Origin of the sequence: Geomicrobium sp. JCM 19038 (genome assembly GCF_000698125.1) — a bacterium.
Lineage (GTDB): Bacteria > Bacillota > Bacilli > Bacillales > Marinococcaceae > Geomicrobium_A.
Window position 1 is genome coordinate 1 of the sequence record NZ_BAXA01000019.1, and the last position, 24,862, is coordinate 24,862.

Annotated in this window: 25 protein-coding genes, 3 pseudogenes and 1 other annotated feature; of the genes and pseudogenes, 27 read left to right on the forward strand and 1 reads right to left on the reverse strand. The window is 42.0% G+C overall.

What is annotated here, in order from left to right:
• Window positions 1–191: 191 nt before the first annotated feature.
• The 10 genes and pseudogenes from JCM19038_RS17910 (at window position 192) to rsmI (ending at window position 7,051) form a co-directional block, all read left to right on the forward strand.
• Entirely contained in the window at window positions 192–380 is a 189-nt protein-coding gene (locus JCM19038_RS17910; protein WP_052361949.1) for a sigma factor G inhibitor Gin, read from the forward strand.
• 180 nt (window positions 381–560) lie between these two features.
• Window positions 561–1,322: pseudogene (locus JCM19038_RS21360) on the forward strand (aminotransferase class I/II-fold pyridoxal phosphate-dependent enzyme); the annotation flags it as partial.
• The gene (locus tag JCM19038_RS21365; RefSeq protein WP_052361953.1) at window positions 1,298–1,843 is read left to right on the forward strand and encodes a hypothetical protein; all 546 of its coding nucleotides are present in this window, start codon (window positions 1,298–1,300) and stop codon (window positions 1,841–1,843) included. The pseudogene JCM19038_RS21360 and the gene JCM19038_RS21365, both read left to right, overlap by 25 nt.
• A gap of 9 nt (window positions 1,844–1,852) precedes the next feature.
• Window positions 1,853–2,497 (forward strand): dTMP kinase, encoded by a 645-nt coding sequence (gene tmk / locus JCM19038_RS17920; RefSeq protein WP_042420608.1) that lies wholly within the window; start codon window positions 1,853–1,855, stop codon window positions 2,495–2,497.
• A gap of 75 nt (window positions 2,498–2,572) precedes the next feature.
• Window positions 2,573–2,902, forward strand: coding sequence for a cyclic-di-AMP receptor (locus JCM19038_RS17925; protein ID WP_042360968.1), 330 nt, complete (start codon window positions 2,573–2,575; stop codon window positions 2,900–2,902).
• Between the two features lie 24 nt (window positions 2,903–2,926).
• Complete coding sequence (gene holB, locus JCM19038_RS17930; protein WP_042420609.1) at window positions 2,927–3,913, forward strand: DNA polymerase III subunit delta'; 987 nt, start codon at window positions 2,927–2,929, stop codon at window positions 3,911–3,913.
• Window positions 3,914–4,729 carry a stage 0 sporulation family protein gene (locus JCM19038_RS17935; RefSeq protein ID WP_042420611.1) on the forward strand — a complete coding sequence of 272 codons (816 nt, stop codon included), beginning with the start codon at window positions 3,914–3,916 and terminating at the stop codon, window positions 4,727–4,729.
• A 28-nt stretch (window positions 4,730–4,757) separates the two neighbouring features.
• On the forward strand, window positions 4,758–5,117 hold the full coding sequence (yabA, locus tag JCM19038_RS17940) for a DNA replication initiation control protein YabA (protein WP_042420614.1): 360 nt from the start codon (window positions 4,758–4,760) through the stop codon (window positions 5,115–5,117).
• Between the two features lie 76 nt (window positions 5,118–5,193).
• Window positions 5,194–6,264, forward strand: a complete 1,071-nt coding sequence (locus JCM19038_RS17945; RefSeq protein ID WP_042420616.1) for a GIY-YIG nuclease family protein — start codon at window positions 5,194–5,196, stop codon at window positions 6,262–6,264.
• The gene (gene rsmI / locus JCM19038_RS17950; protein WP_042420617.1) at window positions 6,215–7,051 is read left to right on the forward strand and encodes a 16S rRNA (cytidine(1402)-2'-O)-methyltransferase; all 837 of its coding nucleotides are present in this window, start codon (window positions 6,215–6,217) and stop codon (window positions 7,049–7,051) included. The genes JCM19038_RS17945 and rsmI overlap by 50 nt, the downstream gene beginning before the upstream one ends.
• Window positions 7,052–7,120: 69 nt before the next feature.
• On the opposite strand, the gene JCM19038_RS17955 is transcribed toward rsmI, so the two are convergent.
• Window positions 7,121–7,423 carry an AbrB/MazE/SpoVT family DNA-binding domain-containing protein gene (locus tag JCM19038_RS17955; protein WP_042360973.1) on the reverse strand — a complete coding sequence of 101 codons (303 nt, stop codon included), beginning with the start codon at window positions 7,421–7,423 and terminating at the stop codon, window positions 7,121–7,123.
• Between the two features lie 256 nt (window positions 7,424–7,679).
• Window positions 7,680–7,968, forward strand: a binding site (T-box leader).
• Window positions 7,969–8,017: 49 nt separating this feature from the next.
• On the opposite strand from JCM19038_RS17955, the gene metG reads away from it, so the two are divergent.
• The 17 genes and pseudogenes from metG to mfd all read left to right on the forward strand — a co-directional run bounded on the left by metG (window position 8,018) and on the right by mfd (window position 24,683).
• Window positions 8,018–9,985: a methionine--tRNA ligase gene (gene metG / locus JCM19038_RS17960; protein WP_304412591.1), complete on the forward strand. Its 1,968-nt coding sequence runs from the start codon at window positions 8,018–8,020 to the stop codon at window positions 9,983–9,985.
• Between the two features lie 69 nt (window positions 9,986–10,054).
• Window positions 10,055–10,831, forward strand: coding sequence for a TatD family hydrolase (locus tag JCM19038_RS17965; RefSeq protein WP_042420621.1), 777 nt, complete (start codon window positions 10,055–10,057; stop codon window positions 10,829–10,831).
• Window positions 10,828–11,379: a ribonuclease M5 gene (gene rnmV, locus JCM19038_RS17970; RefSeq protein WP_042420623.1), complete on the forward strand. Its 552-nt coding sequence runs from the start codon at window positions 10,828–10,830 to the stop codon at window positions 11,377–11,379. The genes JCM19038_RS17965 and rnmV overlap by 4 nt, the downstream gene beginning before the upstream one ends.
• Entirely contained in the window at window positions 11,379–12,254 is an 876-nt protein-coding gene (gene rsmA, locus JCM19038_RS17975) for a 16S rRNA (adenine(1518)-N(6)/adenine(1519)-N(6))-dimethyltransferase RsmA (RefSeq protein WP_042420677.1), read from the forward strand. Before rnmV ends, rsmA begins: the two co-directional genes overlap by 1 nt.
• 41 nt (window positions 12,255–12,295) lie before the next feature.
• Window positions 12,296–13,167 (forward strand): annotated as a pseudogene (gene yabG, locus JCM19038_RS25630) (sporulation peptidase YabG).
• A gap of 252 nt (window positions 13,168–13,419) precedes the next feature.
• Entirely contained in the window at window positions 13,420–13,671 is a 252-nt protein-coding gene (veg, locus tag JCM19038_RS17985) for a biofilm formation stimulator Veg (protein WP_042360976.1), read from the forward strand.
• A gap of 128 nt (window positions 13,672–13,799) precedes the next feature.
• The gene (locus JCM19038_RS17990; protein WP_081831894.1) at window positions 13,800–13,982 is read left to right on the forward strand and encodes a small, acid-soluble spore protein, alpha/beta type; all 183 of its coding nucleotides are present in this window, start codon (window positions 13,800–13,802) and stop codon (window positions 13,980–13,982) included.
• 162 nt (window positions 13,983–14,144) lie between these two features.
• Complete coding sequence (gene ispE, locus JCM19038_RS17995) at window positions 14,145–14,999, forward strand: 4-(cytidine 5'-diphospho)-2-C-methyl-D-erythritol kinase (protein WP_042420625.1); 855 nt, start codon at window positions 14,145–14,147, stop codon at window positions 14,997–14,999.
• 68 nt (window positions 15,000–15,067) lie between these two features.
• Window positions 15,068–15,895: a pur operon repressor gene (gene purR / locus JCM19038_RS18000; RefSeq protein WP_042420627.1), complete on the forward strand. Its 828-nt coding sequence runs from the start codon at window positions 15,068–15,070 to the stop codon at window positions 15,893–15,895.
• A gap of 22 nt (window positions 15,896–15,917) precedes the next feature.
• A pseudogene (locus JCM19038_RS18005) lies at window positions 15,918–16,294 on the forward strand (RidA family protein).
• A 253-nt stretch (window positions 16,295–16,547) separates the two neighbouring features.
• Window positions 16,548–16,841: a septation regulator SpoVG gene (gene spoVG, locus JCM19038_RS18010; protein ID WP_042420629.1), complete on the forward strand. Its 294-nt coding sequence runs from the start codon at window positions 16,548–16,550 to the stop codon at window positions 16,839–16,841.
• Window positions 16,842–16,991: 150 nt separating this feature from the next.
• Window positions 16,992–18,365 carry a bifunctional UDP-N-acetylglucosamine diphosphorylase/glucosamine-1-phosphate N-acetyltransferase GlmU gene (gene glmU / locus JCM19038_RS18015; protein ID WP_042420631.1) on the forward strand — a complete coding sequence of 458 codons (1,374 nt, stop codon included), beginning with the start codon at window positions 16,992–16,994 and terminating at the stop codon, window positions 18,363–18,365.
• Window positions 18,366–18,384: 19 nt separating this feature from the next.
• Window positions 18,385–19,329: a ribose-phosphate diphosphokinase gene (locus JCM19038_RS18020; protein WP_042420632.1), complete on the forward strand. Its 945-nt coding sequence runs from the start codon at window positions 18,385–18,387 to the stop codon at window positions 19,327–19,329.
• Between the two features lie 141 nt (window positions 19,330–19,470).
• Entirely contained in the window at window positions 19,471–20,118 is a 648-nt protein-coding gene (locus tag JCM19038_RS18025) for a 50S ribosomal protein L25/general stress protein Ctc (protein ID WP_042420634.1), read from the forward strand.
• Window positions 20,119–20,205: 87 nt separating this feature from the next.
• Window positions 20,206–20,766 carry an aminoacyl-tRNA hydrolase gene (pth, locus tag JCM19038_RS18030; protein ID WP_042420636.1) on the forward strand — a complete coding sequence of 187 codons (561 nt, stop codon included), beginning with the start codon at window positions 20,206–20,208 and terminating at the stop codon, window positions 20,764–20,766.
• Between the two features lie 63 nt (window positions 20,767–20,829).
• On the forward strand, window positions 20,830–21,060 hold the full coding sequence (locus tag JCM19038_RS18035) for an anti-sigma-F factor Fin (RefSeq protein ID WP_042420638.1): 231 nt from the start codon (window positions 20,830–20,832) through the stop codon (window positions 21,058–21,060).
• A 71-nt stretch (window positions 21,061–21,131) separates the two neighbouring features.
• Window positions 21,132–24,683 (forward strand): transcription-repair coupling factor, encoded by a 3,552-nt coding sequence (gene mfd, locus JCM19038_RS18040; RefSeq protein ID WP_042420640.1) that lies wholly within the window; start codon window positions 21,132–21,134, stop codon window positions 24,681–24,683.
• The last annotated feature ends 179 nt before the right edge of the window (window positions 24,684–24,862 follow it).

The following is a 24,862-nucleotide window of genomic DNA, read 5'->3' on the forward strand; positions in this document are numbered from 1 at the left end:
TTTTTTTAAAGGGAGCTTCTTTTTATTATCTATACAGGCACTTTTATTGATTTTTAACCATAGACTAAATTAATGGGCTCTGATTTAACGTCTTTTTATTATAAACAGCACTCTCATACCTTTGACTAAGTATATTTCTATGAATTTAGGAAACACTAAGATCGAATACGGTCGTAAAGGGAGAGATGGAGATGAGGATTTCAAGACAAGAGTGCGGGGTTTGTAAACATGAGTCCGTTCAAGGGATGTACTTAATGTCCATGTGGCTTTGCAAAGACTGTGAAAGAGCAATTGTAGAGTTAGAGATTGAAGATGCGAGTTATCAATGGTATGTGGAACAGTTACGTAAAAGCAAGATGAACCTGCTGTTGACTCATTAATGAGCTCACTTCTAACTTTGTTATAATGAAAATGATAACGTTGTAGGGGAATGTCCAGGAAATGATGAATACGAAGTCTACACCTTTACTTGATCATCTGGTACAACATGCTAATATCGATCCGATTTCTTTGCATGTGCCTGGTCATAAAAATGGGAAGTTAACACAAGGACCTATCAAAAGTATTACGAGACGATTATGAGGCTTGATCAAACCGAGTTGCCTGGGTTTGATGATTTACATGCACCTATCGGTGTGATCCAGCAAGCAGAAAAGCTGACGGCAGAGCATTATCAAACGGGAGCGTCAATGTTTTTAGTTGGAGGCTCTACGGTTGGGAATTTGGCGATGTTGTCAGCATTTTGTCTTCCAAGGGTTCCTGTCATTGTGCAACGAGACGTACACCAATCAATCATACATGGATTAGAGATGATTGGTGTCGACGTTGTATTTGTTAGTCCTACGTTTGATGAGCAAACGGGACTTTCTAAAGGTGTGTCTTTACAAACACTCACTGCAGCGATTGATGCTTATCAAGAGGCCGAGGTTGTTGTTCTTTCATCACCGAGCTACTTTGGGAATGTTGGCGAGATTGAACGTGTTGTTCAGTATGCAAAAATGAACAACAAAAGAGTCCTCGTTGATGAAGCCCATGGCGCTCATTTACATAGTGATGAACAGTTTCCATTATCATCTTTGAAAGCAGGTGCGGATGTTGTTGTACAATCGGCACATAAAACGTTACCAGCATTAACGATGGGTGCGTATTTACACGTACGAAACAAAGATGATGAGCAAAGAATTCGACCGTGGTTACGACGTTTTCAATCAAGCAGCCCATCTTATGTGATTATGGCGTCGTTAGATGCTGCAAGAGCTTATGTTGCAGAGGTTGGTTCTAAAGAGCTGCAAGGAGATTGTGGGCGTTTCATGATGAATTAAAGGTAAGACTTCCTAAAGATACATACGTACGAAATGAGGACCCTTTAAAGCTCGTATTACGAGCACCTGAACAGCTTACAGGTTTACAGTGGGAAAAGGTGCTTCAAAAACAACAAATTTATGTTGAGTTAAGTGACCATGACTATGTTTTACTTTTTCTTCCTCTACACTTGGGAGCTGAAGAAGCGATGGATTTAAAAAACCGTCTCATTCATGCGTATGCGGATCAACGAGTGGCGATAAAAAAACGTCAAATCCCTTATTATCCAACGTATACACGTGCAACAATTGAGAAAGCGTTCTTGGTTGATCATGACGTTAAGTTATGTTCAATGGAAGTTTCAGTAGGTGAGATTATTGCAGAGAACATTGTTCCATATCCACCTGGAATTCCTTTGTTTATTGCTGGAGAAACCATTGATGCTAAACGATTGCGTTACTTATTAGAATGGGTCAGTCATGGTGGTAAGTTACAAAATGAAGAACATGTTAGAAACGGACAAGTTCTTGTTCGTAAATAGAGGTGAACGATGAATCAATCAGGTTTATTTATTACATTTGAGGGTGGCGAAGGAGCAGGGAAATCTACAGTCCTTCAAGTGGTTGCAGAACAATTGCAACAAAAGGGGCATTGTGTAGATACAACGCGAGAACCTGGTGGTGTCGCACTTGCAGAGAAGATTCGGCACTATTTGTTAGACGATCAAACGATTGAAGTTGAAGCACGAACGGAAGCATTGTTGTTTGCGGCTGCAAGACGACAACATCTAATCGAGCGTATACTTCCAGGCTTGAAAGGCGGGAAGATTGTTCTTTGTGATCGCTTTGTTGACAGTAGCATTGCGTATCAAGGTGCAGCACGTGGCATTGGTGTTGAAGAAGTCCGACAAATTAATGATTTTGCTATACAAGGAAGAATGCCTGACATCACTTTGCTTTTTGACTTACCAGTAGAAGTTGGACAAGCGAGGATTCACGGTAATGCAAGGGAGACGAATCGTTTAGATGATGAGAAGGTTGATTTTCATTTAACAGTGAGAAAAGCTTACCTTGAACTTGCGTCACAAAACAATGAACGGTATCGTATCATAAATGCAGAAGCGCCTATTCGTTCAGTTATTGAAGAAGTGACTCAAGTGATTGAGGACTTTATCGTCAATAAAAACAGAGACTAGTTTTTGTTGACGTCATCCAGTATGATTAAGACAGTTAAAAATACGTAATGATCTATTGCAAAGGGGGAAACGGCTGTGAAATTAATTGTATCCGTTGTTCAAGATAAAGACAGCAACCGACTATCAACAGCGCTTGTAGAGAACGATTATCGAGCTACGAAACTTGCGTCAACAGGTGGATTTCTTCGGGCAGGGAATACGACGTTCCTCATTGGAGTTGAAGATGAACAAGTAAGTGACGTATTAGACATTATTAAAGAGAATTGTGAAAGTCGTGAACAGCTCGTTGCACCTGTTTCTCCAATGGGTGGCAATGCAGATTCTTATGTTCCTTATCCGGTAGAAGTACAAGTTGGTGGAGCAACAGTATTCGTATTGGACGTCGATCAATTTGAACAGTTTTAATGATTAAGAGGAGGGCGCTCATCAATGAAATGGGAACAACTGCAAACGAGGCAACCTGTCGTTGCTAAGTTGCTCCGACATGCGGTCGTAAGAGAGCGGCTTCCTCACGCATATATATTTGAAGGCGAAGATCGTTCTGAGCAAGTATCAGCGGCTTCGCTCCTTTGTCGTGCCTTTTTATGCCAAAAAGATGCGATTGACAAGCCGTGTGGAGAGTGTAGTGATTGCAGACGTGTAGAATCTGGAAATCACCCTGATGTGACATCGATTAAGCCTGACGGTCAATCGATTAAGAAGCATCAAGTCGAACGACTTCAAAAAGAGTTTACGTACAAAGGAATGGAGTCGGTTCGAAAAGTTTACATCATTGAGGAAGCCGATTTAATGACCGCAAGCGCGGCGAATAGCTTGCTTACGTTTCTTGAAGAACCCGAAGGAGAGACGTTAGCAATTCTAATAACGTCAAACTTACATTTTTTGTTACCTACGATCGTATCGAGGTCTCAAGTGTTAACATTTGCCCCATTGTCTGAAGTTGAACGACAGAAAGTTTTTCAAAACGAAGGGGAAACCGAAGTGCTTGCAGCAATCAAAGCAAGGATTCGTGAAATTCCAGCAGATATTCCTGAAGAAGAGCGGTCAACGTGGATTGTACACGGGCGCCAGGTAGTGATACAATTGGCGGAAGAGGTTTTATTACGACCTCGTCAAGCAAGGCTTTTTTTACAAGAAAAATGGCACGTCCATTTTAAAGATAGGAACCATATTGAGACGGGGCTAGACCTTATCCTATTCTGGTACCGAGATGTACTTTATACAAAGTGGAACAGAGAAGATCTTGCGTATCCAGATCAGTTGGAACGACTACGCACCGAGGGTCTGCATCGTTCAGAATTAATGCTTGCGGCAAATATGAAAGCTGTTATAGAAGCGAAACGATATTTGTCCGCGAATGTTAACCCACAACTGATCATGGAGCGTCTTTTGTTCCGAATTCAGGAGGGATCATAATTGCACCAAGTGATTGGGGTTCGTTTCAAGAAAGCAGGAAAGATCTATTATTTTTCCCCAGCAGGTCACAACATACAAGTTGGCGATTCAGTCATTGTTGAAACCGCGCGAGGTGTTGAATATGGAGTCGTCGTCCTAGGTGTCAAGAGTGTGGAAGAAGAAGATGTTGTCCTTCCATTAAAGAAAGTACTTAGGATTGCGACAGACGAAGATACAGCTAGAGTGCTTGAGAACGAAACGATGGCACAGAATGCACAAGATGTATGTTCAGAGAAGATTAGAGAACATAAATTGGACATGAAGCTTGTTAGTGTTGAATATACATTTGATCGTAACAAAGTGTTGTTTTACTTTACTGCTGATGGAAGAATTGACTTTCGAGAATTGGTCAAGGATCTAGCGGCGGTATTTCGAACGCGTATAGAACTTAGGCAAATCGGTGTTCGTGACGAGGCTAAAATGCTCGGTGGTGTAGGACCGTGTGGGTTAATTCTCTGTTGCTCAACGTTTCTTGGCGATTTCGAACCAGTGAGTATTAAGATGGCTAAAGATCAGAATTTATCGCTAAATCCAGCGAAAATCTCAGGTCTTTGTGGTCGTTTAATGTGTTGCCTGAAATACGAGAATGATGAGTATGAACAAGCCAAGAAAGAACTTCCTGATGTCGGTGAAAAGATTGTGACCTCAGAAGGCAAAGGTCGTGTCGTTGGTTTGAACATGCTTGAAAGACTTGTTCAAGTCGAGTTGTTTGATGAAGAGCGAACGGTTGAGTACTCATTAGAAGAATTGATTGAGCAAGGTTCATTAATCGGCTAAAGCTGCCACAAGAGGGTGGGAGACGAACGTGGCGAAGAAAGAAATGTTTTCACAAGTGATTCATATGGAAAAGAAGCTCCTTGCTTTTCACGAAGAACTCCGTGAATTAAAAGAGCAGCTTGCTTCGCTAATTGAGGAGAATCAAGCATTAGTAACAGAGAACCGTCTGTTGCGAGAACGAATGGAAGCAGAAGAACTCCATGAACAAAAGGACGAGCATGCTAACCATTCGAATCAAGACAAACAAGATACGGTCCCACCTGGTGAAGGCTATGATAATTTAGCAAGGCTGTATCACGAAGGCTTTCACATTTGTAACTTGCACTACGGTAGCTTGCGTACAGATGGAGATTGCTTGTTTTGTCTTTCGTTTTTCCAGGCAAAATAATCGTGGTTTGCTTAGAAGCCCGTCACCAAGGTGTCGGGTTTTTTCTTTGGTGAACGCAGGTTGAAGGTGAAGGCTTTTGATATTGCATGAAGAAGAACGGATCGATTATATTTTTAGAAACCGATTGAAGATTATACAAAGTCGGGAACGCTTGGCGTTTTCTATTGATTCAATTCTTTTGGGACAGTTTGTTTCAGTTAAGAAAACGAGAGGAACAATGGTTGATTTGTGTTCAGGAAATGGCGTAATCCCTCTCGTCATGTCAGAGCGGAGTACGGTGCCGATTACAGGAATTGAAATCCAACCCGATGTTGTAGAAATGGCTAAGAAAAGCATGAGGCTCAACAATCGCAAAAATCAAATTCAAATGCATTGTGGGGATCTACAAGAAGCGATAGAGGCATTCGGTCGTGCAAGCTTTGATGTTGTCACGTGCAACCCTCCTTATTATCACTCGTCTCTTACAAATCAGAACGAGCGGCTAACGTTAGCGAGGCATGAAACTGAACTCACGATTTATGACATTGCTCAAGTAGCCTCAGCGCTATTAAAGGACAAAGGCAAAGCAGCGTTTGTTTTTCGTCCTGAGCGAATTCATGATTTATTTGAAGCGTGTACGCGCGCGAATTTGGAACCGAAACGACTTCAGTTTGTTCATCCAAAGGCCGGTGTACAAGCGAATATCGTATTGCTTGAAGCGAGTAAAGGCGGCAAACGAGGGTTAACTGTACAGGAGCCGATCTTCGTATACGGTGAAGATGGAAAGCATACCGATGCCTTTCAAAGGTCTTACAACGGACAGCAGGTCACGTATGAGCGTAGTGTCAATGAAAAAGAGCAGACCGATCATTACGTCTATATGATTCAATGCGCGGACAATACGCTTTACACCGGATATGCACGAAACGTGTGGGAGAGACTGCAGTTACATGAAAGTGGAAAAGGTGCAAAGTATACTAGAGGACGAGGGCCGTTTACACTTGTCCATATGGAAGGCTTTGAAACCAAGCGTGAAGCGTTACAAGAGGAATGGCGTTTAAAGCAGCTTTCTCGTGTAGAAAAGCTCCAATACATTGAAGAGAGGAGGCGAGGCGTTTATGCAAGCGGGCACATTATACCTGGTTCCTACACCGATTGGCAATCTTGAAGATATGACGTACCGCGCAGTAAGAACGCTACAAGAAGTCGATCTTATTTGTGCGGAAGATACTCGTCAGACTGTGAAGCTGCTCAATCATTTTGAAATTACGACGAAAATGATTAGTTTACATGAGCACAACGAACGAACTCGTTCAGAGCAGTTGTTGGCTGACTTATACGATGGAAAGAACCTGGCACTCGTAAGTGATGCAGGAACCCCACTCGTGTCTGATCCTGGGGAGTGGTTCGTTCAAAAGTGTATTGAAGAAGGAATTACCGTTATCCCATTGCCAGGTGCAAACGCAGCAGTAACAACGTGGATTGCCTCAGGGTTTGAAGGGGGGCGGTTTTACTTTCACGGGTTTTTACCTCGTAAGAAAAAAGAAATCGAAGAAGTACAACAGTCTCTGGAAGCTATTACTGTTCCAATGATCTTTTATGAATCACCTCATCGAATGAAACAAACGCTTGAGCGGTTGCAAGTTGTGTGGGGAGATCGTCAAATTGTCATTGGGCGTGAAGTGACGAAACGGTATGAGTCGTTTTACCGTGGAACCATCACTGAATTAATCGATCTTGACCATGAATGGCGTGGAGAACTTTGTTTTATCGTTGAAGGCGGCACAGGTAATGGTCAAGAAGAGGCTTGGTGGCAAACGTACTCGGTACAAGAGCATATCCAGTACTATGAAGAGCAAGGGGACGATCATAAGAAAGCACTCAAGCAGTGTGCAAAAGATCGTGGTCTTAGCCGTAACGAGATTTATAAAGCATTTCATGAACTTCAGCAATAAGAAAAGGGCAACCTGTCGCATCGACAAGGTAGCCCTAGTTGTTGAAATAAGTATATAGAAGGTATTAAATTAAACCGTTGTTGCTTTTTGGTTCGATTGTGATAAATAACCTTGAAGAGATTCGACTACTTCTTTAGCGCCTTCTGGGCTAAGAATAATTTTACCGTCTGCAATGGAGATGTTATCATCAGACACCTCTCCAGTGACTTGGCAAGTCATATTCGGTTTGTATTTCTTTAAAATGATGCGGTCGTGGTCTACATAGATCTCTAGTGCATCTTTCTCTGCAATATCTAAAGTCCTTCTTAATTCTATGGGGATAACTACCCGACCAAGCTCGTCAACCTTTCTTACGATTCCAGTTGATTTCATTGCTTAGAATCTCCTCCTTGAGTGTACTGTATATTCGTGTCATTTTTTGACACATTTTATCTCTATGTGTGCAATCATACCAGTATAGTAAAATCAAGTCAATATAATAATCTTAAAATTCAAATGAAGGAAACGGGCGTCATATCAGGTTTTTTCCGCGTTTTCACTACTGGGTATGCTCCTCGTCACTGGGTTTATCATTGACTTTTCACTACTTATAAATTATAATTATTAACTAAGTTTGTCTGTATAATCATGTAAACTGATGAATGGATAAGTAAACGATCACGTATGTTCAGAGAGCCGGGTTGCTGGGAGCCGGTCGTAAACGAGTCGTTGAATATGGTCCTGGAGGTTTAATTTTCGAGTGCAGTAATTGTGCATAAGGGAATTACGTGTGTCAGCGTTAATGACAAGTTGCTAACGATTAATGTTAGTGCTGTTGAGCTTCTTAGAAGTAGGTGTAGGAACGAGTATGTTCTGGCGATGCTATGGATAAGAAGGAAGCAGGGTGGTACCACGTGAGTAATCCTCTCGTCCCTTCGATTAAGGGCGAGGGGTTTTTTTATTAGAGATTGGAAGGAGCAGATTGTTTTGAAACCTACGTTCTATGTAACAACACCTATTTATTATCCAAGTGGAAAGCTTCATATTGGACATGCTTACACGACGGTTGCAGCGGATACACTCGCTCGTTACAAACGCTTGAAAGGTTATGACGTTATGTTCTTAACAGGGACAGATGAGCATGGTCAGAAGATTGAGCGTAAAGCAGAAGAAAACGGTGTAACGCCAATTCAATTTGTTGATGATATTGTCGCTGGAATTAAGAAGCTTTGGGATGACTTGGACATTTCGTATGACGACTTTATTCGTACGACAGAAGAGCGTCATAAACGTTCTGTACAAGAAGTTGTTGAGCAACTTAAAGATCAAGGGGACATTTATCTAAGTGAATACGAAGGTTGGTATTCCGTGCCAGACGAAACGTATTACACAGAATTGCAGCTCGTGGATCCAATTAAAGAGAACGGCAAGATTGTCGGTGGAAAGAGCCCTGACAGCGGTCACCCTGTTGAGCTTGTTAAAGAGAAGTCATACTTCTTCAAAATGAGTCGTTACGCGGACCGCTTACTCGCTTTTTATGAAGAAAATCCTGATTTTATCCAACCAGAAGCTCGTAAAAATGAGATGATTAATAACTTTATTAAGCCAGGGCTTGAAGACTTAGCCATTTCACGTACAGCTTTTTCTTGGGGAGTTCCAATTAAGAGTGACCCTGAGCATGTTGTGTACGTATGGATTGATGCGCTCATGAACTACATTACAGCACTCGGTTACGGCACTGATGAAAATGAAAAGTACAACAAGTATTGGCCAGCAGACGTTCATATCGTAGGTAAAGAGATTGTTCGTTTTCATACGATTTATTGGCCGATCATGTTGATGGCTTTGGACTTGCCATTACCGAAGAAAGTATTTAGTCATGGACATTTATTAATGAAAAACGAGAAGATGTCGAAGTCTAAAGGCAATGTTATCTATCCAGAAGCACTCATTGAGCGTTACGGTCTTGATGCTGTTCGTTATTATTTGCTTCGTGAAGTGCCATTTGGCGCGGATGGTGTATTTACACCAGAAGCCTTTGTTGAACGAATTAACTATGACCTCGCAAACGACTTAGGGAACTTATTAAATCGTACAGTAGCTATGATTAATAAATACTTTGACGGTGAAATCCCAGCGTACATTAAAGACGGGACGAGCTTCGATTCAAGTCTCTTAGACGTGGCAGAAGCGACCGTTGAAAAAGTCGGTTCCCATATTGAGTCAATGGAATTCTCAGTATCGCTTACAGCCATTTGGCAATTTGTAAGCCGTACGAACAAGTATATCGATGAGACGCAACCATGGATGCTTGTAAAAGAAGGTCAAACAGAGGAATTGCAAGCTGCGATGTATCATCTTGCTGAGTCACTCCGCTATATTTCGGTGATGTTACAACCGTTCTTTACGAAAACCCCAGCGGCAATCGCTGAACAGATCGGTTTCGTGGACGATGAAGAACTAAAAACGTGGGAGTCGATTCAACAATTTGGTCAGCTTAAAGGCGGTTCAAAGGTCATTGAAAAAGGAACACCTATTTTCCCTCGTTTAGAAATTGAAAAAGAAGTCGAGTCCATTAGCGCGCTTATGGCTCCTCCAAAAGCAGATGATGACGAGCAGGAAGAAGATGCAAATTTGATTACGATTGATGACTTCAAGGCAGTTGAGCTACGTGTTGCAGAAGTCGTTCAAGCCGAGCCCGTGAAGAAGGCAGATCGACTGTTGAAATTGCAACTGGATCTCGGTGATGAAAAACGTCAAGTTGTATCTGGCATTGCAAAAGATTATTCAATTGAAGAAATTACAGGCAAGAAGATTATTTGTGTAACGAACTTAACGCCAGTAAAACTGCGAGGCGAGCAATCCGAAGGAATGATTCTTGCCGGTAAAGCAGATGGTACGTTAAAAGTCGTAACCGTTGATGGTGATCTTCCGAATGGTACGCTAATTTCTTAAACAAAAACGGTCAAGTTCCATACTAACGTATGGGACTTGACTCATTTTACGATATAGAAGGAGTACAAAATGGTTGAATTATTTGATACACATGTACACTTAAATGTTGAACAGTTTGATGAGGATCTTGAAGAAGTCATTGAACGTGCCAAGGAAGCCGGAGTTAAGTGGATGAATGTTGTCGGGTTTGATCGGGAGACGATTACAAAGGCAATGAATTTAATTGACCGATACGAATTCATGTATGCAACGATTGGCTGGCATCCAGTGGATAGTGTTGATATGAAACGAGAAGACTTGGAGTGGATTGAATCACTTGCAACTCATGATAAGGTTGTCGCAATTGGTGAAACAGGCCTTGATTACCATTGGGATAAATCCCCAGCTGACGTTCAAAAACGTGTGTTTAAAGACCAAATTGATCTTCATAAACGAGTGAATTTGCCACTCGTTATTCATGGTCGTGATGCTCAAGAAGACATTGCAACATTGTTAGAAGAGGAAGGCGTTGGTGAAGCGGGAGGCATTATGCATTGCTTTAGTGGTGATGTTGCAACTGCAGAACGATGTTTAGCTCAAGGGATGCACATTTCATTCGGTGGACCTGTCACGTTTAAAAATGCGAAGTTGCCAAAGGAAGTAGCAAAGATCGTTCCTCTTGATCGATTACTCATTGAAACGGATTGTCCATTCTTGTCTCCACACCCGTACCGTGGAAAGCGAAATGAACCTGCGCGTGTACGTATTATTGCGGAGCAATTAGCGGAGTTGAAAGGGCTAACTCTTGAAGAATTAAGTGAAATAACGACAGAGAATGCGAAGCGGTTATTTAGGATCTCATCATGAAGATTAAAGAATGCATTGTCGTTGAAGGCCGAGATGATACGGTAGCCATTAAGCGCGCAGTTGATGCGGAAACGATTGAAACCATTGGTTCATCAGTTCCTAAGCATGTGATTGAACAAATCAAATTGGCAGACGAACGACGAGGAATTATTGTTTTAACAGATCCTGACTATCCAGGAGAGCGTATTCGTAGAATTGTTACAGAAGCAGTACCCTCTGCTAAACATGCGTTTATACCGAAGCATCTAGCGATCTCTGCGAACAAGAAGAGTGTCGGTGTTGAACATGCTTCTCCAGAAGTCATTCGTGAAGCATTGCAAAATGTGAGAGATGGTAGCGTCTTAGACGAGTATGATCCGGTCTTGCTTGAAGACATCCATGCAGTCGGTTTAATGGCAGGATCAGAAGCACGTAACAGGCGTGAGCTGATCGGAAATGAACTGCGTATTGGTAATGCAAACGGTAAGCAGTTTTTAAAACGGATGCACAAGTTCAGAATTTCCAAGCGTGAATTTTATGATGCTGCGAAGAAAGTTGGTCTTAAATGATGAAAGACATTGCAACGCCCTCAAGAACGAGGGAGATTGTTGAACAGTTTGATTTAAAAGCAAAAAAAAGCCTCGGTCAAAACTTTATGACTGACGTTAATATTTTGCATAAGTTCGTTGATGCGACGGGAATGACTGCTGAAGATGGAGTCATTGAAGTCGGTCCTGGTATTGGTGCGTTAACTGAACAATTAGCAAAACGTGCTAAGAAAGTCATCGCATATGAAATAGATCAACGCTTATTACCTGTATTAGATGAGACATTGAAGCAATATGACAATGTGGAGATTCGTCATGAAGACTTTCTAAAAGCCAATTTAAATCATGTATTTAGCGAAGATTTCCAGTCAGTAGAACACGTTTATGCAGCTGGGAACTTGCCTTATTATGTGACAACGCCAATTCTAATGCGCTTTCTAGAAGAGCGCTTGCCGATTAAGACGTTAACGGTATTGATTCAAAAAGAAGTCGGTGATCGCCTAGCAGCAAAGCCTTCTACGAAAGCATATGGTTCCTTATCCATTGCAACACAATATTATGCAGAAACTGAAGTAATTAGCCACGTACCAGCCAATGTTTTCGTGCCCAAACCGAATGTTGAATCATCGATTATTCGGTTCACGATTCGAAGTGAGAAAGCTGTACAAGTAAAAAATGAAGATGCGTTCTTTAAACTGATTCGTGCTTCCTTCACACAAAGGAGAAAAACACTTCGTAATAATTTGCAGTCGTGGTCTGGGAATAAAGAAGCGGTTGCTCAAGCATTTGAATTGTCAGGCATTGACGGCGGGAGAAGAGCCGAGTCGTTATCAATTGAAGAGTTTGCAAAGCTTGCAGATGCTTGGGAAATTGCACGAACCTCCTCACCTCTCTAAGGATCGTTGCATAAGGTAACGATATAAGAGGAGGAATCACGATGTCCCTACAGGTCGGCGATTTAGTTACACGGATTTCCTATGGGGAGGACGTATTATTTCGCGTTACATCGGTTGATGATGAGGCGAACATTGAACTGAAGGGTGAGGAGCTACGCCTTGTTGCAGATGCCCCGCTCTCGGATTTGAAAAAAGTAGATGAAGATGAACGAACGGAGTTTGAAGAAGAGCAAAAGAAAAAAGAAGAGCAATGTTACCGATTGTTTCGGCAAGATTATCGGCTAATGCGAGAAAAAAATGAATATGAATTGTCTTCAGCGTATACGACCCCGAATCCCCAATATTTTGAGATGAGGGTCGTGTTTTGCATATGGATGGAGACGCCTCTTATTTACAAAAATGCACAGCCATGTACGATCGGCTAGGAATTCCTGTGTACGGCGCCCACATGCGTGAGACAGATATGCCTCATCAAGTTGCTTCTCTTCTAGAGATGGTTCAACCCGATATTCTAGTCATTACAGGGCACGATGCGTTTACTCGTTCTAAAGGAACGGATAAAGACTTAAAGGCGTACCGACATTCCAAAGCGTTTGCCCAAACGGTTCGAGAGGCACGAAAGGCAATTCCGAACTTAGATGATCTTATTATTTTTGCTGGTGCTTGTCAGTCGTACTTCGAAGGGTTAATTCGTGCTGGGGCAAACTTTGCAAGCTCTCCATCGAGAGTGAATATTCATGCCCTGGACCCTGTATATATTGCATCGCGTGTTAGTATGACGCCATTTTTGGACCGGGTACAGCTAAGCGAAGTGTTGCGTAATACGATTACTGGTGAAGATGGCCTTGGTGGAATCGATACAAAAGGAGTTCTACGTCGAGGGATTCCTCTGAAGAACCAAGATGATTTGTAATGAGAAAACCTGTCGTAAACGTTCGTTCGACAGGTTTTCATGTATTCCGTAATCAATTCATAGTAAACGACACGTTAAAACATACATGTATAGTCTTACCAAAATGAGGCATCCTAACGAGAAATCTTCAGATTCGACATTATTAATGGTTGACAGCCTATACTTCTGGCTGTTAAAATTTTAATATTTTGTATTTCATTGACCAATTGTTGGATTTGTGATAAAATTAGCTTAGTGAGGTGGGGTGACAAGATGGGTAAAACGTTAGTAGAAATTAAGCAGTCGCTTGAAGAGAACGTAGGTAAGCGGATTACACTGAAAGCTAATGGCGGACGCCGCAAGATTGTGGAGCGTTCAGGAATGTTAGAAGGCACGTACCCCTCAGTATTTATTGTGAAGTTAGATCGAGACAAACACAAAGTAGAACGTGTGTCTTACAGTTACACGGACGTATTAACGGAAACCGTACAACTTACGGTTTGCGAAGATCAAGAATTAGCGTAATATAACAGAGAATGATAGATTGACCTTACTTATGCTGCTTAGTTCTGTAAAGACTGGCAGCTATATTTTTTTGTCTGCAGAGCATCATAAAGGTTGTACGGTAAAGCTTAAACAGGGAGCTGGTTCCGTTGAGCCGTCATCGAAGTATAATGTCAGATGCACTCAAAGAAGAAATTGCAAAAGAACTAGGCTTTTATGATACGGTCCAACGAGAAGGTTGGGGCGGCATTAAGTCAAGAGATGCCGGGAACATGGTCAAACGCGCCGTGCAAATGGCAGAAGAGCAATTAGCCAGCAAGTACCAGAAGTAACAGCCGTACAAAGAAGGGGCACCGCAGTTCATCTGCTGGTGTCTCTTTTTGTATAAGAACACTCGTTAGAAGCTATGGGTCCGCATCCTGTACATAGGTAAGTATTTCGACTAAAATAAAGGAATACAATTCGTGTAGATTGCGAGAAAGAGGAGAAAGCTGTTGAAATGTTCGCTGAAAGCACCAGCAAAGATTAATCTTTCGTTAGATGTGCTGGCAAAACGCGAGGATGGATTTCACGAAGTGGAAATGATTATGACAGAAGTTGATCTTGCTGATCGAATTGATTTAACGATTCGAAATGACCAACAAATTGTTATACAAACATTAGCGGGATACATTCCTGCTGATAGCCGTAACCTCGCTTACCAAGCCGCACGTTTAATTAAGGATCGATTTCGAATTGCTGCCGGTGTAACGATTTATATCCAAAAAAACATCCCCGTAGCTGCAGGTCTTGCTGGAGGCAGTAGTGATGCAGCAGCGGTGTTACGAGGATTAAACCAAATGTGGGATTTAGGGCTTTCAAAAGCACAATTGGCTGCTCTAGGTTCAGAAATCGGCTCAGATGTTGCATTTTGTGTGTACGGTGGTACGGCAAAGGCAACGGGGAGAGGCGAGAAGATTGAACGGCTACCTGCTCCCCCTCCGTGTTGGGTCGTCCTAGCCAAGCCTCCAATCGGTGTGTCAACGGGAGAGGTGTACGGAAGGGTTCAAATGTCATCAAATGCTGCAGCTCCTAAAAGTGAAACGATTAAGCAAGCAATTCTTGCAGGAGATTACAACCAAATCTGTCATCATCTCCATAACGATTTGGAGCCTGTGACGATGTCGTTGCATCATGAGGTACTACAAATTAAAGAGCGTATGCTTGAATCAGGTGCAGATGCCTCCTTAATGAGCGGTAGTGGTCCAACTGTGTTTGGCCTTATTCGTAACGAAGGGCAAGTCCACCGGGTTTACAATGCCTTGCGAGGATTTTGTGATCAAGTGTATGCAGTCCGAACGATTTCCTAAGCTACTTGTGAAAATACGTATAAAAGTGGTATCATACTCTTGAAATATTCGTGTTTTCGGAGGTCGTCATGAAAAAGCTAAAAAGAAGTGGACGTCTTGTTGATATGACGTACTTTTTATTACAAAATCCGAATCAATTGATCTCGTTAACGTACTTTGCAGAACGTTACCAATCTGCAAAGTCATCGATTAGTGAAGATCTAACGATCGTTAAGTCCATTTTTGAAAGTGAGAAGATGGGTTATTTGACAACGGTCCCTGGCGCAAGTGGTGGTGTTCGTTATGAGCCTGCGGTTCCACTAGAAGAAGGGGAGCAGCTTGTTCAATCTCTTTGCGAACGTTTAGAGGACGCTAGTCGATTGCTACCAGGTGGGTACCTTTACCTTATGGATATTCTTGGACAACCCCGATTTATGAATGATATTGGACGATTGTTCGCTGGTATTTATCGTTCAAGGGAAGTGGATGGGGTAATGACTGTGGCAACGAAAGGAATTCCTCTCGCTTATGCGATTGGAAATCACCTTGATGTTCCGGTTAGTATTGTTCGAAAAGACCATCGGGTAACGGAAGGTTCTGTCGTAAGTATCAATTATGCATCAGGCTCATCAAATCGGATTCAAACGATGTCAATTGGACGTCGTAGTATATCCGAAGGAGCGAACATGCTCATTGTTGATGACTTCATGAAAGGCGGAGGCACCGCTCAAGGGATGGCAGAGCTATTAAAAGAGGTGAAGGCTAACCTTGTTGGTATTGCCGTACTCGTTGAAGCTGCAACAGATGAAAGAGTTATAGATGATTACATTTCGCTTGTTCGACTTGAAGAAGTGAACGAGAAAACGAAACAAATCAAAGCCGTTCCAGGGAATTACTCAAAACATCTCAAATTCTAGGTTGATCTTGGAGGGAAAAGCAATGAAAAAGGTATTTACGAAAGAAGCACCTGAAGCCATTGGCCCATATTCTCAAGGAATCATCGTGAATAACATGTTTTATAGTTCAGGTCAGATCCCCCTTACAAAAGACATGACGATTGTTGACGGGGTATTCAAGAGCAAACACACCAAGTGATGGCAAACGTTAAGGCCGTGCTACAAGAAGCGGGTGCAACGCTTGAATCGGTAGTGAAGACGACAGTGTTTATTAAAGATATGAATCAATTCCCTGAGATTAACGAAGTGTACGGACAGTATTTTGATACTCACCAGCCTGCGCGTTCATGCGTAGAAGTGGCACGTCTTCCTAAAGACGTCCTCATTGAAATCGAAGTGATTGCGCTAGTGCAAGCATAAAACGAACCTTTCGGTTCGTTTTTTGTTCGTCACGCTAGTAATTCTAAAAGCCCATGTTTTTCATTGGTAATCCGTAACACTCAGTGAAAAACGACGTTCTAGATTTGATTCAAAACATTAAACGAACAAATATTAAATATTTTTAGAAATTAAGCAGGAATATGCAATCTTGATGTGGAAAAATATTCCCCAGAGCCAAAATAAAAACGCTCACAACATGAAGATGTGAAGAGTTAGTGAAGGTGGTGAAAGGATGGAAGTAACAGACGTAAGACTTCGTAGGGTCAATACAGCTGGTCGGATGCGTGCCATTGCATCGATTACCTTTGATCAGGAATTTGTTGTACATGATATTCGTGTTATCGACGGCAACAACGGGTTGTTCGTGGCAATGCCAAGCAAGCGTACCCCTGATGGAGAATTTAGAGACATCGCCCACCCAATTTCTTCCCGTACACGCGAGAAGATCCAAACAGCAGTGTTGGATGAGTACGAGCGTCAAGGACAATATGAAAATGTTGAGTATGAAGAAGCGGGTGCTTCTTAATCATGAAGGCTCTGCACAACGATGTGCAGGGTCTTTTTTCGTGATTGAAAAACCCCTCGAGATAAGATATATTCATACAAGATCATAAGTCATTACTAAAGTGCAGACGTCTGTACTTTTTGGATAATGAATTCAATCGGAGGTCTTTGAATGAGTAACCGATACGCAATTATTCTTGCTGCTGGGCAAGGTACACGTATGAAGTCAAAACTGCCTAAAGTTTTACACCAAGTTTGTGGAAAGCCAATGATTTCACATGTCTTAGAACAAGTGCAATCGGCTGGTTTTGAAAAGTCGACTGTCGTCATCGGTCATCAAGGTGAAGAAGTCAAAGAAACGCTAGGAGATCGTTGTCAGTTTGTTTGGCAGCATGAACAGCTCGGAACCGGTCATGCTGTGAAACAAGCAGCACCCCACTTAGCTGATCGTTCAGGAACGACGCTAGTCATTAGTGCAGATACGCCAATGATTTCTGCTGAGACGATGAAAGCGCTGAGTGATTATCACGAAGATCGCGGGGCGAAAGTAACGGTACTTACAGCGCGCGTAGATGACGCAACTGGGCTCGGAAGAATTATCCGTGATCCTGAAAGTGGCGATGTCCTACGTATTGTTGAACATAAAGATGCAACACTAAAAGAGCGTGGAATTTCTGAGATTAACACAGCGACGTATTGTTTTGATAACGAAGCCTTATTTGCTGCTTTAGAAAAAGTCACAAATGAAAATGCACAAAACGAATACTACCTTCCTGACGTATTAGAAATTTTAAAGAATGAAGGCGAACGGGTTGCAGCGTTTGAAACCCATGATGGCGCAGAAGCAATGGGTGTTAATGATCGTTTAGCACTCTCGCAGGCGGAGCAAGTCATGCGAAAGCGGATTAATGAACATTGGATGAAGCAAGGCGTCACGTTTATTGCGCCTGATCAGACGTATGTTTCGGCAGATTCAGAGTTACACCCAGATACGATCCTCCACCCTGGTACGGTTATTCGTGGAAAATCAATTGTTCACGAAGGAAGTGAAATCGGACCAAACTCAGAGATTGAAGATAGTACAATTGGTTCTTATTCAACGATTAAACAATCGGTCGTTATAAAGAGTACAGTTGGTCGAGACGTTAACATCGGTCCTTTTGCACATGTTCGTCCAGAATCAACAATTCATGATGAAGCAAAGCTCGGCAACTTCGTTGAGGTGAAGAAATCGACCATTGGCAAAGGGTCAAAAGCTAACCATTTAAGTTATTTAGGTGATGCGAGTATCGGGGAAAACGTCAATGTTGGTTGCGGTTCAATAACCGTGAATTATGATGGGAAAGAAAAGCACGTAACGACGATTGAAGATGGTGCTTTTATAGGCTGTAATGCGAACCTTGTCGCACCTGTCACGATCGGCAAAGGCGCATTTGTAGCTGCCGGTTCGACCATTACAGATGATGTGCCAGGTGATTCTTTAGCGCTTGCAAGAGCGAGACAAACGAATAAAACGGGCTATATGAACAAAAACGATAAAAAATAACCTTTAGGAGGTTCGTTCAATGAGCTATGTTGACTCAACATTAAAGATTTTCACATTGAACTCAAATCCTGCACTGGCTGAGGAGATTGCTTCTCACATCGGTGTAGAAATGGGAAAGAGTTCTGTTAAACGATTTAGCGATGGAGAAGTACAAATCAACATTGAAGAGAGTATTCGTGGAGATGATGTCTACTTAATTCAATCAACATCTGAACCCGCAAATGAGCATTTGATGGAACTATTAATTATGATCGATGCTTGTAAACGTGCCTCTGCAAAAACGATTAACGTGGTTATTCCCTACTACGGCTATGCAAGACAAGATCGTAAGGCACGTTCAAGAGAGCCTATTACAGCAAAGCTCGTAGCAAATCTTTTGGAGACGGCAGGCGTGACTCGCGTATTAACGTTTGATTTGCATGCGTCACAAATCCAAGGTTTCTTCGATATTCCAGTTGACCAACTACTAGGGTCAAGAATTCTGTCCTCTTACTTTTTAGAGAAGAACTTAGAAGATCTCGTAATCGTGTCTCCAGATCATGGTGGTGTTGTGCGGGCAAGAAGAATGGCTGACTTAATGGATGCACCGATTGCAATCATTGATAAGCGTCGACCTCGTCCTAATGAAGCTGAAGTCATGAACATTGTTGGTCATATTGAGAACAAGACGGCAATTATTATTGATGACATCATTGATACAGCAGGTACGCTTCAACTAGCAGGAGATGCCCTTATGAAACACGGCGCAAAAGAAGTGTACGCGTGTGCCACTCACCCTGTTTTATCCGGACCGGCAATTTCGAGGCTAGAAGACTCGCAAATTAAAGAAGTTGTTGTTACAAACACCATTGCTTTGCCTGAAGAGAAGAAGATTCCAAAGCTCGTTCAATTGTCAATTGGCTCGTTAATGGCAGATGCAATTATTCGTGTCCATGAGCAAACATCAGTGAGTACGTTGTTTTAAGGAAAAGGGGCATCATTTGCATGAGGGTTCAAATCATGCTAGCATATAGCCTTAGAGGGTGAGTTTATCGTACGTACAAACGTTAACAGGATGCATGAGCAGTAATGTACGTGAAAATAATCGATGAGGTGACTATAGACAATGGCTAAATTACAAGCACATTCTAGAAATGACTTACGACGTTCAGTAACACGTAAGCTAAGAGTTGACGGGTTTGTTCCAGCTGTTCTTTACGGAAAGAAAACCGAGAGCATTGCGGTTTCTGTACCAAGCATCGAATTTATGAAGACATTGCGTGAAGCAGGACGTAACGGTATTATTGATCTTTTTGTCGATGGCGATGGTAAGAAGCATCAAGTAATGGTACACGATCTACAAAATGATATTCTCAAAGGGAACACAACACACATTGATTTCTTTGAAGTCGATATGAAGTCAGAGCTCGATGCAGATGTTGCTGTTAATCTTGTTGGAGATGCACCAGGTGAAGCAGAAGGTGGCGTACTTTCTCATATGCTTTACACGATTTCCGTTCGTGCACTACCAACAGAAATTCCAGAATCAATTGAAGTTGATATCTCTCAATTAGGTGTTGGTGATTCAATTTCAGTTTCAGACTTGAAATCAGGAAAGAACTTTGAATTCAACAACGATGATGAAGAAACGGTTGTTGCAGTTCTTGCCCCAACTCTTGAAGACGAAGGCACTGAAGAAGAAGCTTCGGACGAGCCTGAGCTTGTAGAGAACGATGAGGCTTCTGATGAAGGGTCTGACGATAGCGAACAATAATGAAAAGCGAATGAAGGACAAGGCATAGCCCCTCGGTTATGCCTTTTTTCGCAGTTTAAGTAAATGAACTGAAAGGAAGTTACATCCTTGAAGGTAATTGTAGGCCTAGGTAACCCTGGGAGAAAATATACGAAAACGAGACACAATGTTGGTTTTATGGCAATCGATGATCTAGCAAAGAGCTGGGGCGAAAAGCTAAAAAAGCATACTAACTTTAGGGCTGAATATACTGAAGTGATTCGTGATGGCGAGAAGTTAATTCTGTTAAAACCGCTTACATTCATGAACCTTTCTGGAGAGTCCGTTCGAGCGGTTGCTAATTACTACGATCTTGATTCAGAAGATATTCTTGTTGTCTATGATGACCTTGATTTACCGGCAGGTACTGTAAAATATCGTAAATCTGGTGGTCATGGCGGTCATAATGGAATCCGTTCTCTAATTGATCAATTAGGGACGAAACAGTTTAACCGAGCAAGAATTGGCATTGATCGTCCGCCAGAAGGAAAAGCTGTTGTCGATTACGTCCTATCGAAATTCGATAAACGGGAAATGGATGACATTCAAGATGCTCGTGAAAATGTTGTACGTGCATGTGAAACTTGGGTTAACGATGATTTTGATCGCGTCATGAATCAGCACAATTAAGAGGTATAGGTATAGCGCTCTCCTTACTCGTTGAAACTAGTAGTAAGAAAGTGAGGAGAGAATATGGTCGTTTATTATCATTGTAAGCAGTGCAACGCAGAACTTGGTACAGTCTCATCTCGTGAGGCAATGGACTATGATTTAGGTTTTTCGGTACTCAATCAACAAGAGAAGAAAGAAGTTCTAGAGACTGATGAACAAGGGAATTTACACGTACATGCGCTATGTGATACGTGCTATGAAATGAGTCAATCTTCACCGCGCGTTCATGAGCAAGATCATTGGTACCATTAAGATGAACAAGGACATGAACGAGTGACATATAAATGGAGAATAGTTTGAATCATTAGGGGAGGATCGGCTTCATGAAAGCGATCGAGCATAAGCTCTTAAATAATCAACAAATCCAAAGCATTAAAGATGGTTTGGAAAAAGGATTAAAAGAGCAACTTTTAACGGGGTTGAGCGGATCGGCTAAGACATTATTATTGTCTGGTCTTTATGAGTTGGGGCATAAGCCGCAAGTTCTCGTTACGTACAATTTGTTGCAGGCTCAAAAATGGCAGGAAGATTTAAGTGATCTCATTGGTGAGGATCACGTCTATCTTTATCCGGTCAATGAATTGATCTCTTCAGAAATCGCTGTAGCGAGTCCAGAAATGAGATCTCAGCGCATTGAGGTTATGAATGCGCTTTTTGCTGATTTCAAAGGAATTATTATTATCCCAATCGCAGGATTACGTCGCTTGCTGCCGCCGAAAGAACGATGGGAAAAAAGTCAATATGAGTTGCATGTTGGTCAAGATTTAGATGTTGAGGCGTTTTTAGCTCAGCTTCAAGCAATGGGGTACGTACGTGCAGACCTAGCGTCCACGCCGGGTGAATTTAGTGTGCGTGGTGGAATTATAGATATTTATCCTTTAACTGAAGAACATCCGTTACGGATTGATTTATTTGATACTGAAATTGATTCGATGCGCTATTTCAATGCAGAAGACCAACGTTCTCTTGAAGCAATTGAGTACATTACAATTGGACCAGCTGAAGAGACAATCTTAACTGAGGTTGAATGGCAACGAGCTGCTGAAAATCTCACAGAACAAATGCAAAGCAGCCTTAAAAAAGTAAACGATGAAGAAACACGGGATAAGCTCGAGAAATCGTTATCGTTTGAACTTGACCAAATTAACGAAAGAATTCGTTTCCAAGGACTATACAAGTATATTTCGTATATGTATGAAACGCCTGCAACAATGCTTGATTATTTACCGAGCGAAACGAAAATTTTCGTAGACGAAATTAGCAGGGTGCAAGAAACAGCCGTTCGTTTGGACCGAGAAGAGTCGGATTGGCACATGACGATGCTTGAACAAGGGGAAGCTCCCCATGACTTACGTTTATCAAAGCATTATGAAGATATTATTAAGTCAATCGACCAATCTGTCATTTATTTCTCGATCTTTTTACGTGGCGTACCCGGTGTTCAGCCTGCAAATGTTGAAAGTATCAATTGTAAGGCGATGCAACAATTCCACGGTCAAATGCCTGTGTTGCAAAATGAGGTGGAGCGCTGGTCGAAAGCAAACTTCACCATCGTCTTTATTGCATCAGATGACGATCGTGTAAAGCGTCTAAAAGGGATTCTTCAAGATTATGACATCGAAGCAACTCCAGTTTCTCGGGACGAACCCCTTGACCAAGGGAAGGCATATATTGTACAGGGAGACTTGCACAATGGCTTTGAGCTGCCGTTTGAGCATCTTGCTGTGATAACAGAGCGTGAAACGTTCACGAAAAAAGTAACAAAAGCTAGACGTCGACAGAAGTTATCGAACGCTGAGCGAATCAAAAGTTACTCTGAACTTAATGTCGGTGATTTAGTCGTTCATGTTAGTCATGGGATCGGTAAATACCTCGGCGTTGAAACGTTGTCTGTAAACAATATGAATCAAGATTACGTTCATATTTCTTATGCGGGAAATGACAAGTTGTACGTTCCTGTAGAGCAAATTGATCAAATTCAAAAGTATGTTGGTTCTGAAGATAAAGACCCGAAGATCTACAAGTTGGGTGGTCAAGACTGGAAGAAAGTTAAACGGAAAGTACAGTCGTCTGTAGAAGACATTGCTGACGATTTAATCAAGCTTTATGCAGAACGTGAAAGTTCGAAAGGACATGCGTTCTCAGAAGATAGCGCGGAGCAGCGAGAGTTTGAGAGCTCATTCCCTTATCAAGAAACTGAAGATCAAGTAAAAGCGATTGAAGAGATTAAAGAGGATATGGAGAAAGAGCGTCCGATGGACCGCCTACTATGTGGTGACGTAGGATACGGGAAGACAGAAGTAGCCATTCGTGCAGCGTTTAAGGCCATTATGTCAGGCAAACAAGTCGCACTTCTCGTTCCGACAACAATTCTTGCACAGCAACATTATGATACATTCTTAGAGCGTTTTGGCGATTACCCAATCAACGTCGGTGTACTTAATCGCTTTAGAACACGTAAAGAAATCAATGAAAATGTCCGTTCCCTTGAGACCGGTGGCTTGGATATGGTCATTGGAACGCATCGTATTTTGTCGAAAGACGTAAAGTTCAAAGATTTAGGGTTACTGATTGTCGATGAAGAGCAACGATTTGGCGTCACCCATAAGGAAAAAATTAAGCAATTGCGTTCAAACATTGACGTACTAACGTTAACTGCGACACCAATTCCGCGGACGCTTCACATGTCGATGCTCGGTGTACGGGATTTATCCCTCATTGAAACGCCACCAGAAAACCGTTTCCCTGTACAGACGTATGTATTGGAATACAATGCCTCTCTCGTAAAAGAAGCCATTGAGCGTGAAATCAGTCGTGGTGGCCAAGTATATTTCTTGTACAACCGTGTCGATAACATTGAGCAGATGGCAGAACAGATTTCAATGCTCGTACCAGATGCTGACGTCACCTATGCACACGGCCAAATGAATGAGCGTGAGTTAGAATCAGTGATGATTGATTTCTTAGAAGGTCATAAAGATGTTCTCGTAACGACGACAATTATTGAAACGGGTGTAGACATTCCGAATGTAAATACACTCATCATTTACAATGCCGATCAAATGGGATTAAGTCAGCTTTACCAAATCCGGGGTCGAGTTGGACGTTCAAATCGCGTTGCATATGCATACTTTACGTATAAACGTGATAAAGTTCTAACTGAAGTGGCGGAAAAGCGTCTACAAGCGATTAAAGAGTTTACAGAGCTCGGTTCAGGATTTAAGATCGCAATGCGTGACTTATCCATTCGAGGCGCGGGGAACTTGCTTGGAGCTGAACAACACGGCTATATCGATAGCGTCGGCTTTGATATGTATTCACAAATGCTCAAAGATGCAATTGAACAGCGTAAGTATAAAGGAGGCACCAAAGAGCGTGAACTAAAAGCCGAAGACATTCCATTGGATATTAAAGTTGAAGCGTACATTCCTGAGACGTACATTCATGATCCAAAACAAAAGATTGAAATGTATAAGCGTTTCAAAGGGATCAATACGTTTGATGAGCTAACCGATCTACAAGATGAGATGATGGATCGATTTAGCGAATATCCAGATGAAGTGCGAGCGCTCTTCTCGATTGCAACGATTAAATTGTATAGTTTACAAGAAGGTGTTGCTTCAATTTCTGAATCAGGCGGTAAATGCACAATCTTGTTTACTGAAGAAGCATCGAATAACATCGATGGTGCTGAATTGTTCCGTCTAGTTAATGAGCTTGGTCGAGACGTTGGCGTTGGGACAGAGGGTAGTCAAATTAAGCTCAATATCCAAAAGAAACGCATGGGTTCTCTCGTTTATGTAACGTTACTTGAGAAGCTAATGTCAAGAATACCAGAAGTGAAAAAGAAAACCGTTTCCAAAACGGTTTCTTAGCAAATGAAGCACTCTTTATCACGGAGTGCTTCATTTTTTTATGGAATTAACCCTGTAATCTACGGGATGAGGATGTGTAAGGTAAACTTTTTTTATTATGGGTGAATAGTTCTTTTTTGGTTACGGATACTAAAAACAGTCATGAGAGAAGGAACATCATTGATTAGATAGTACATCGA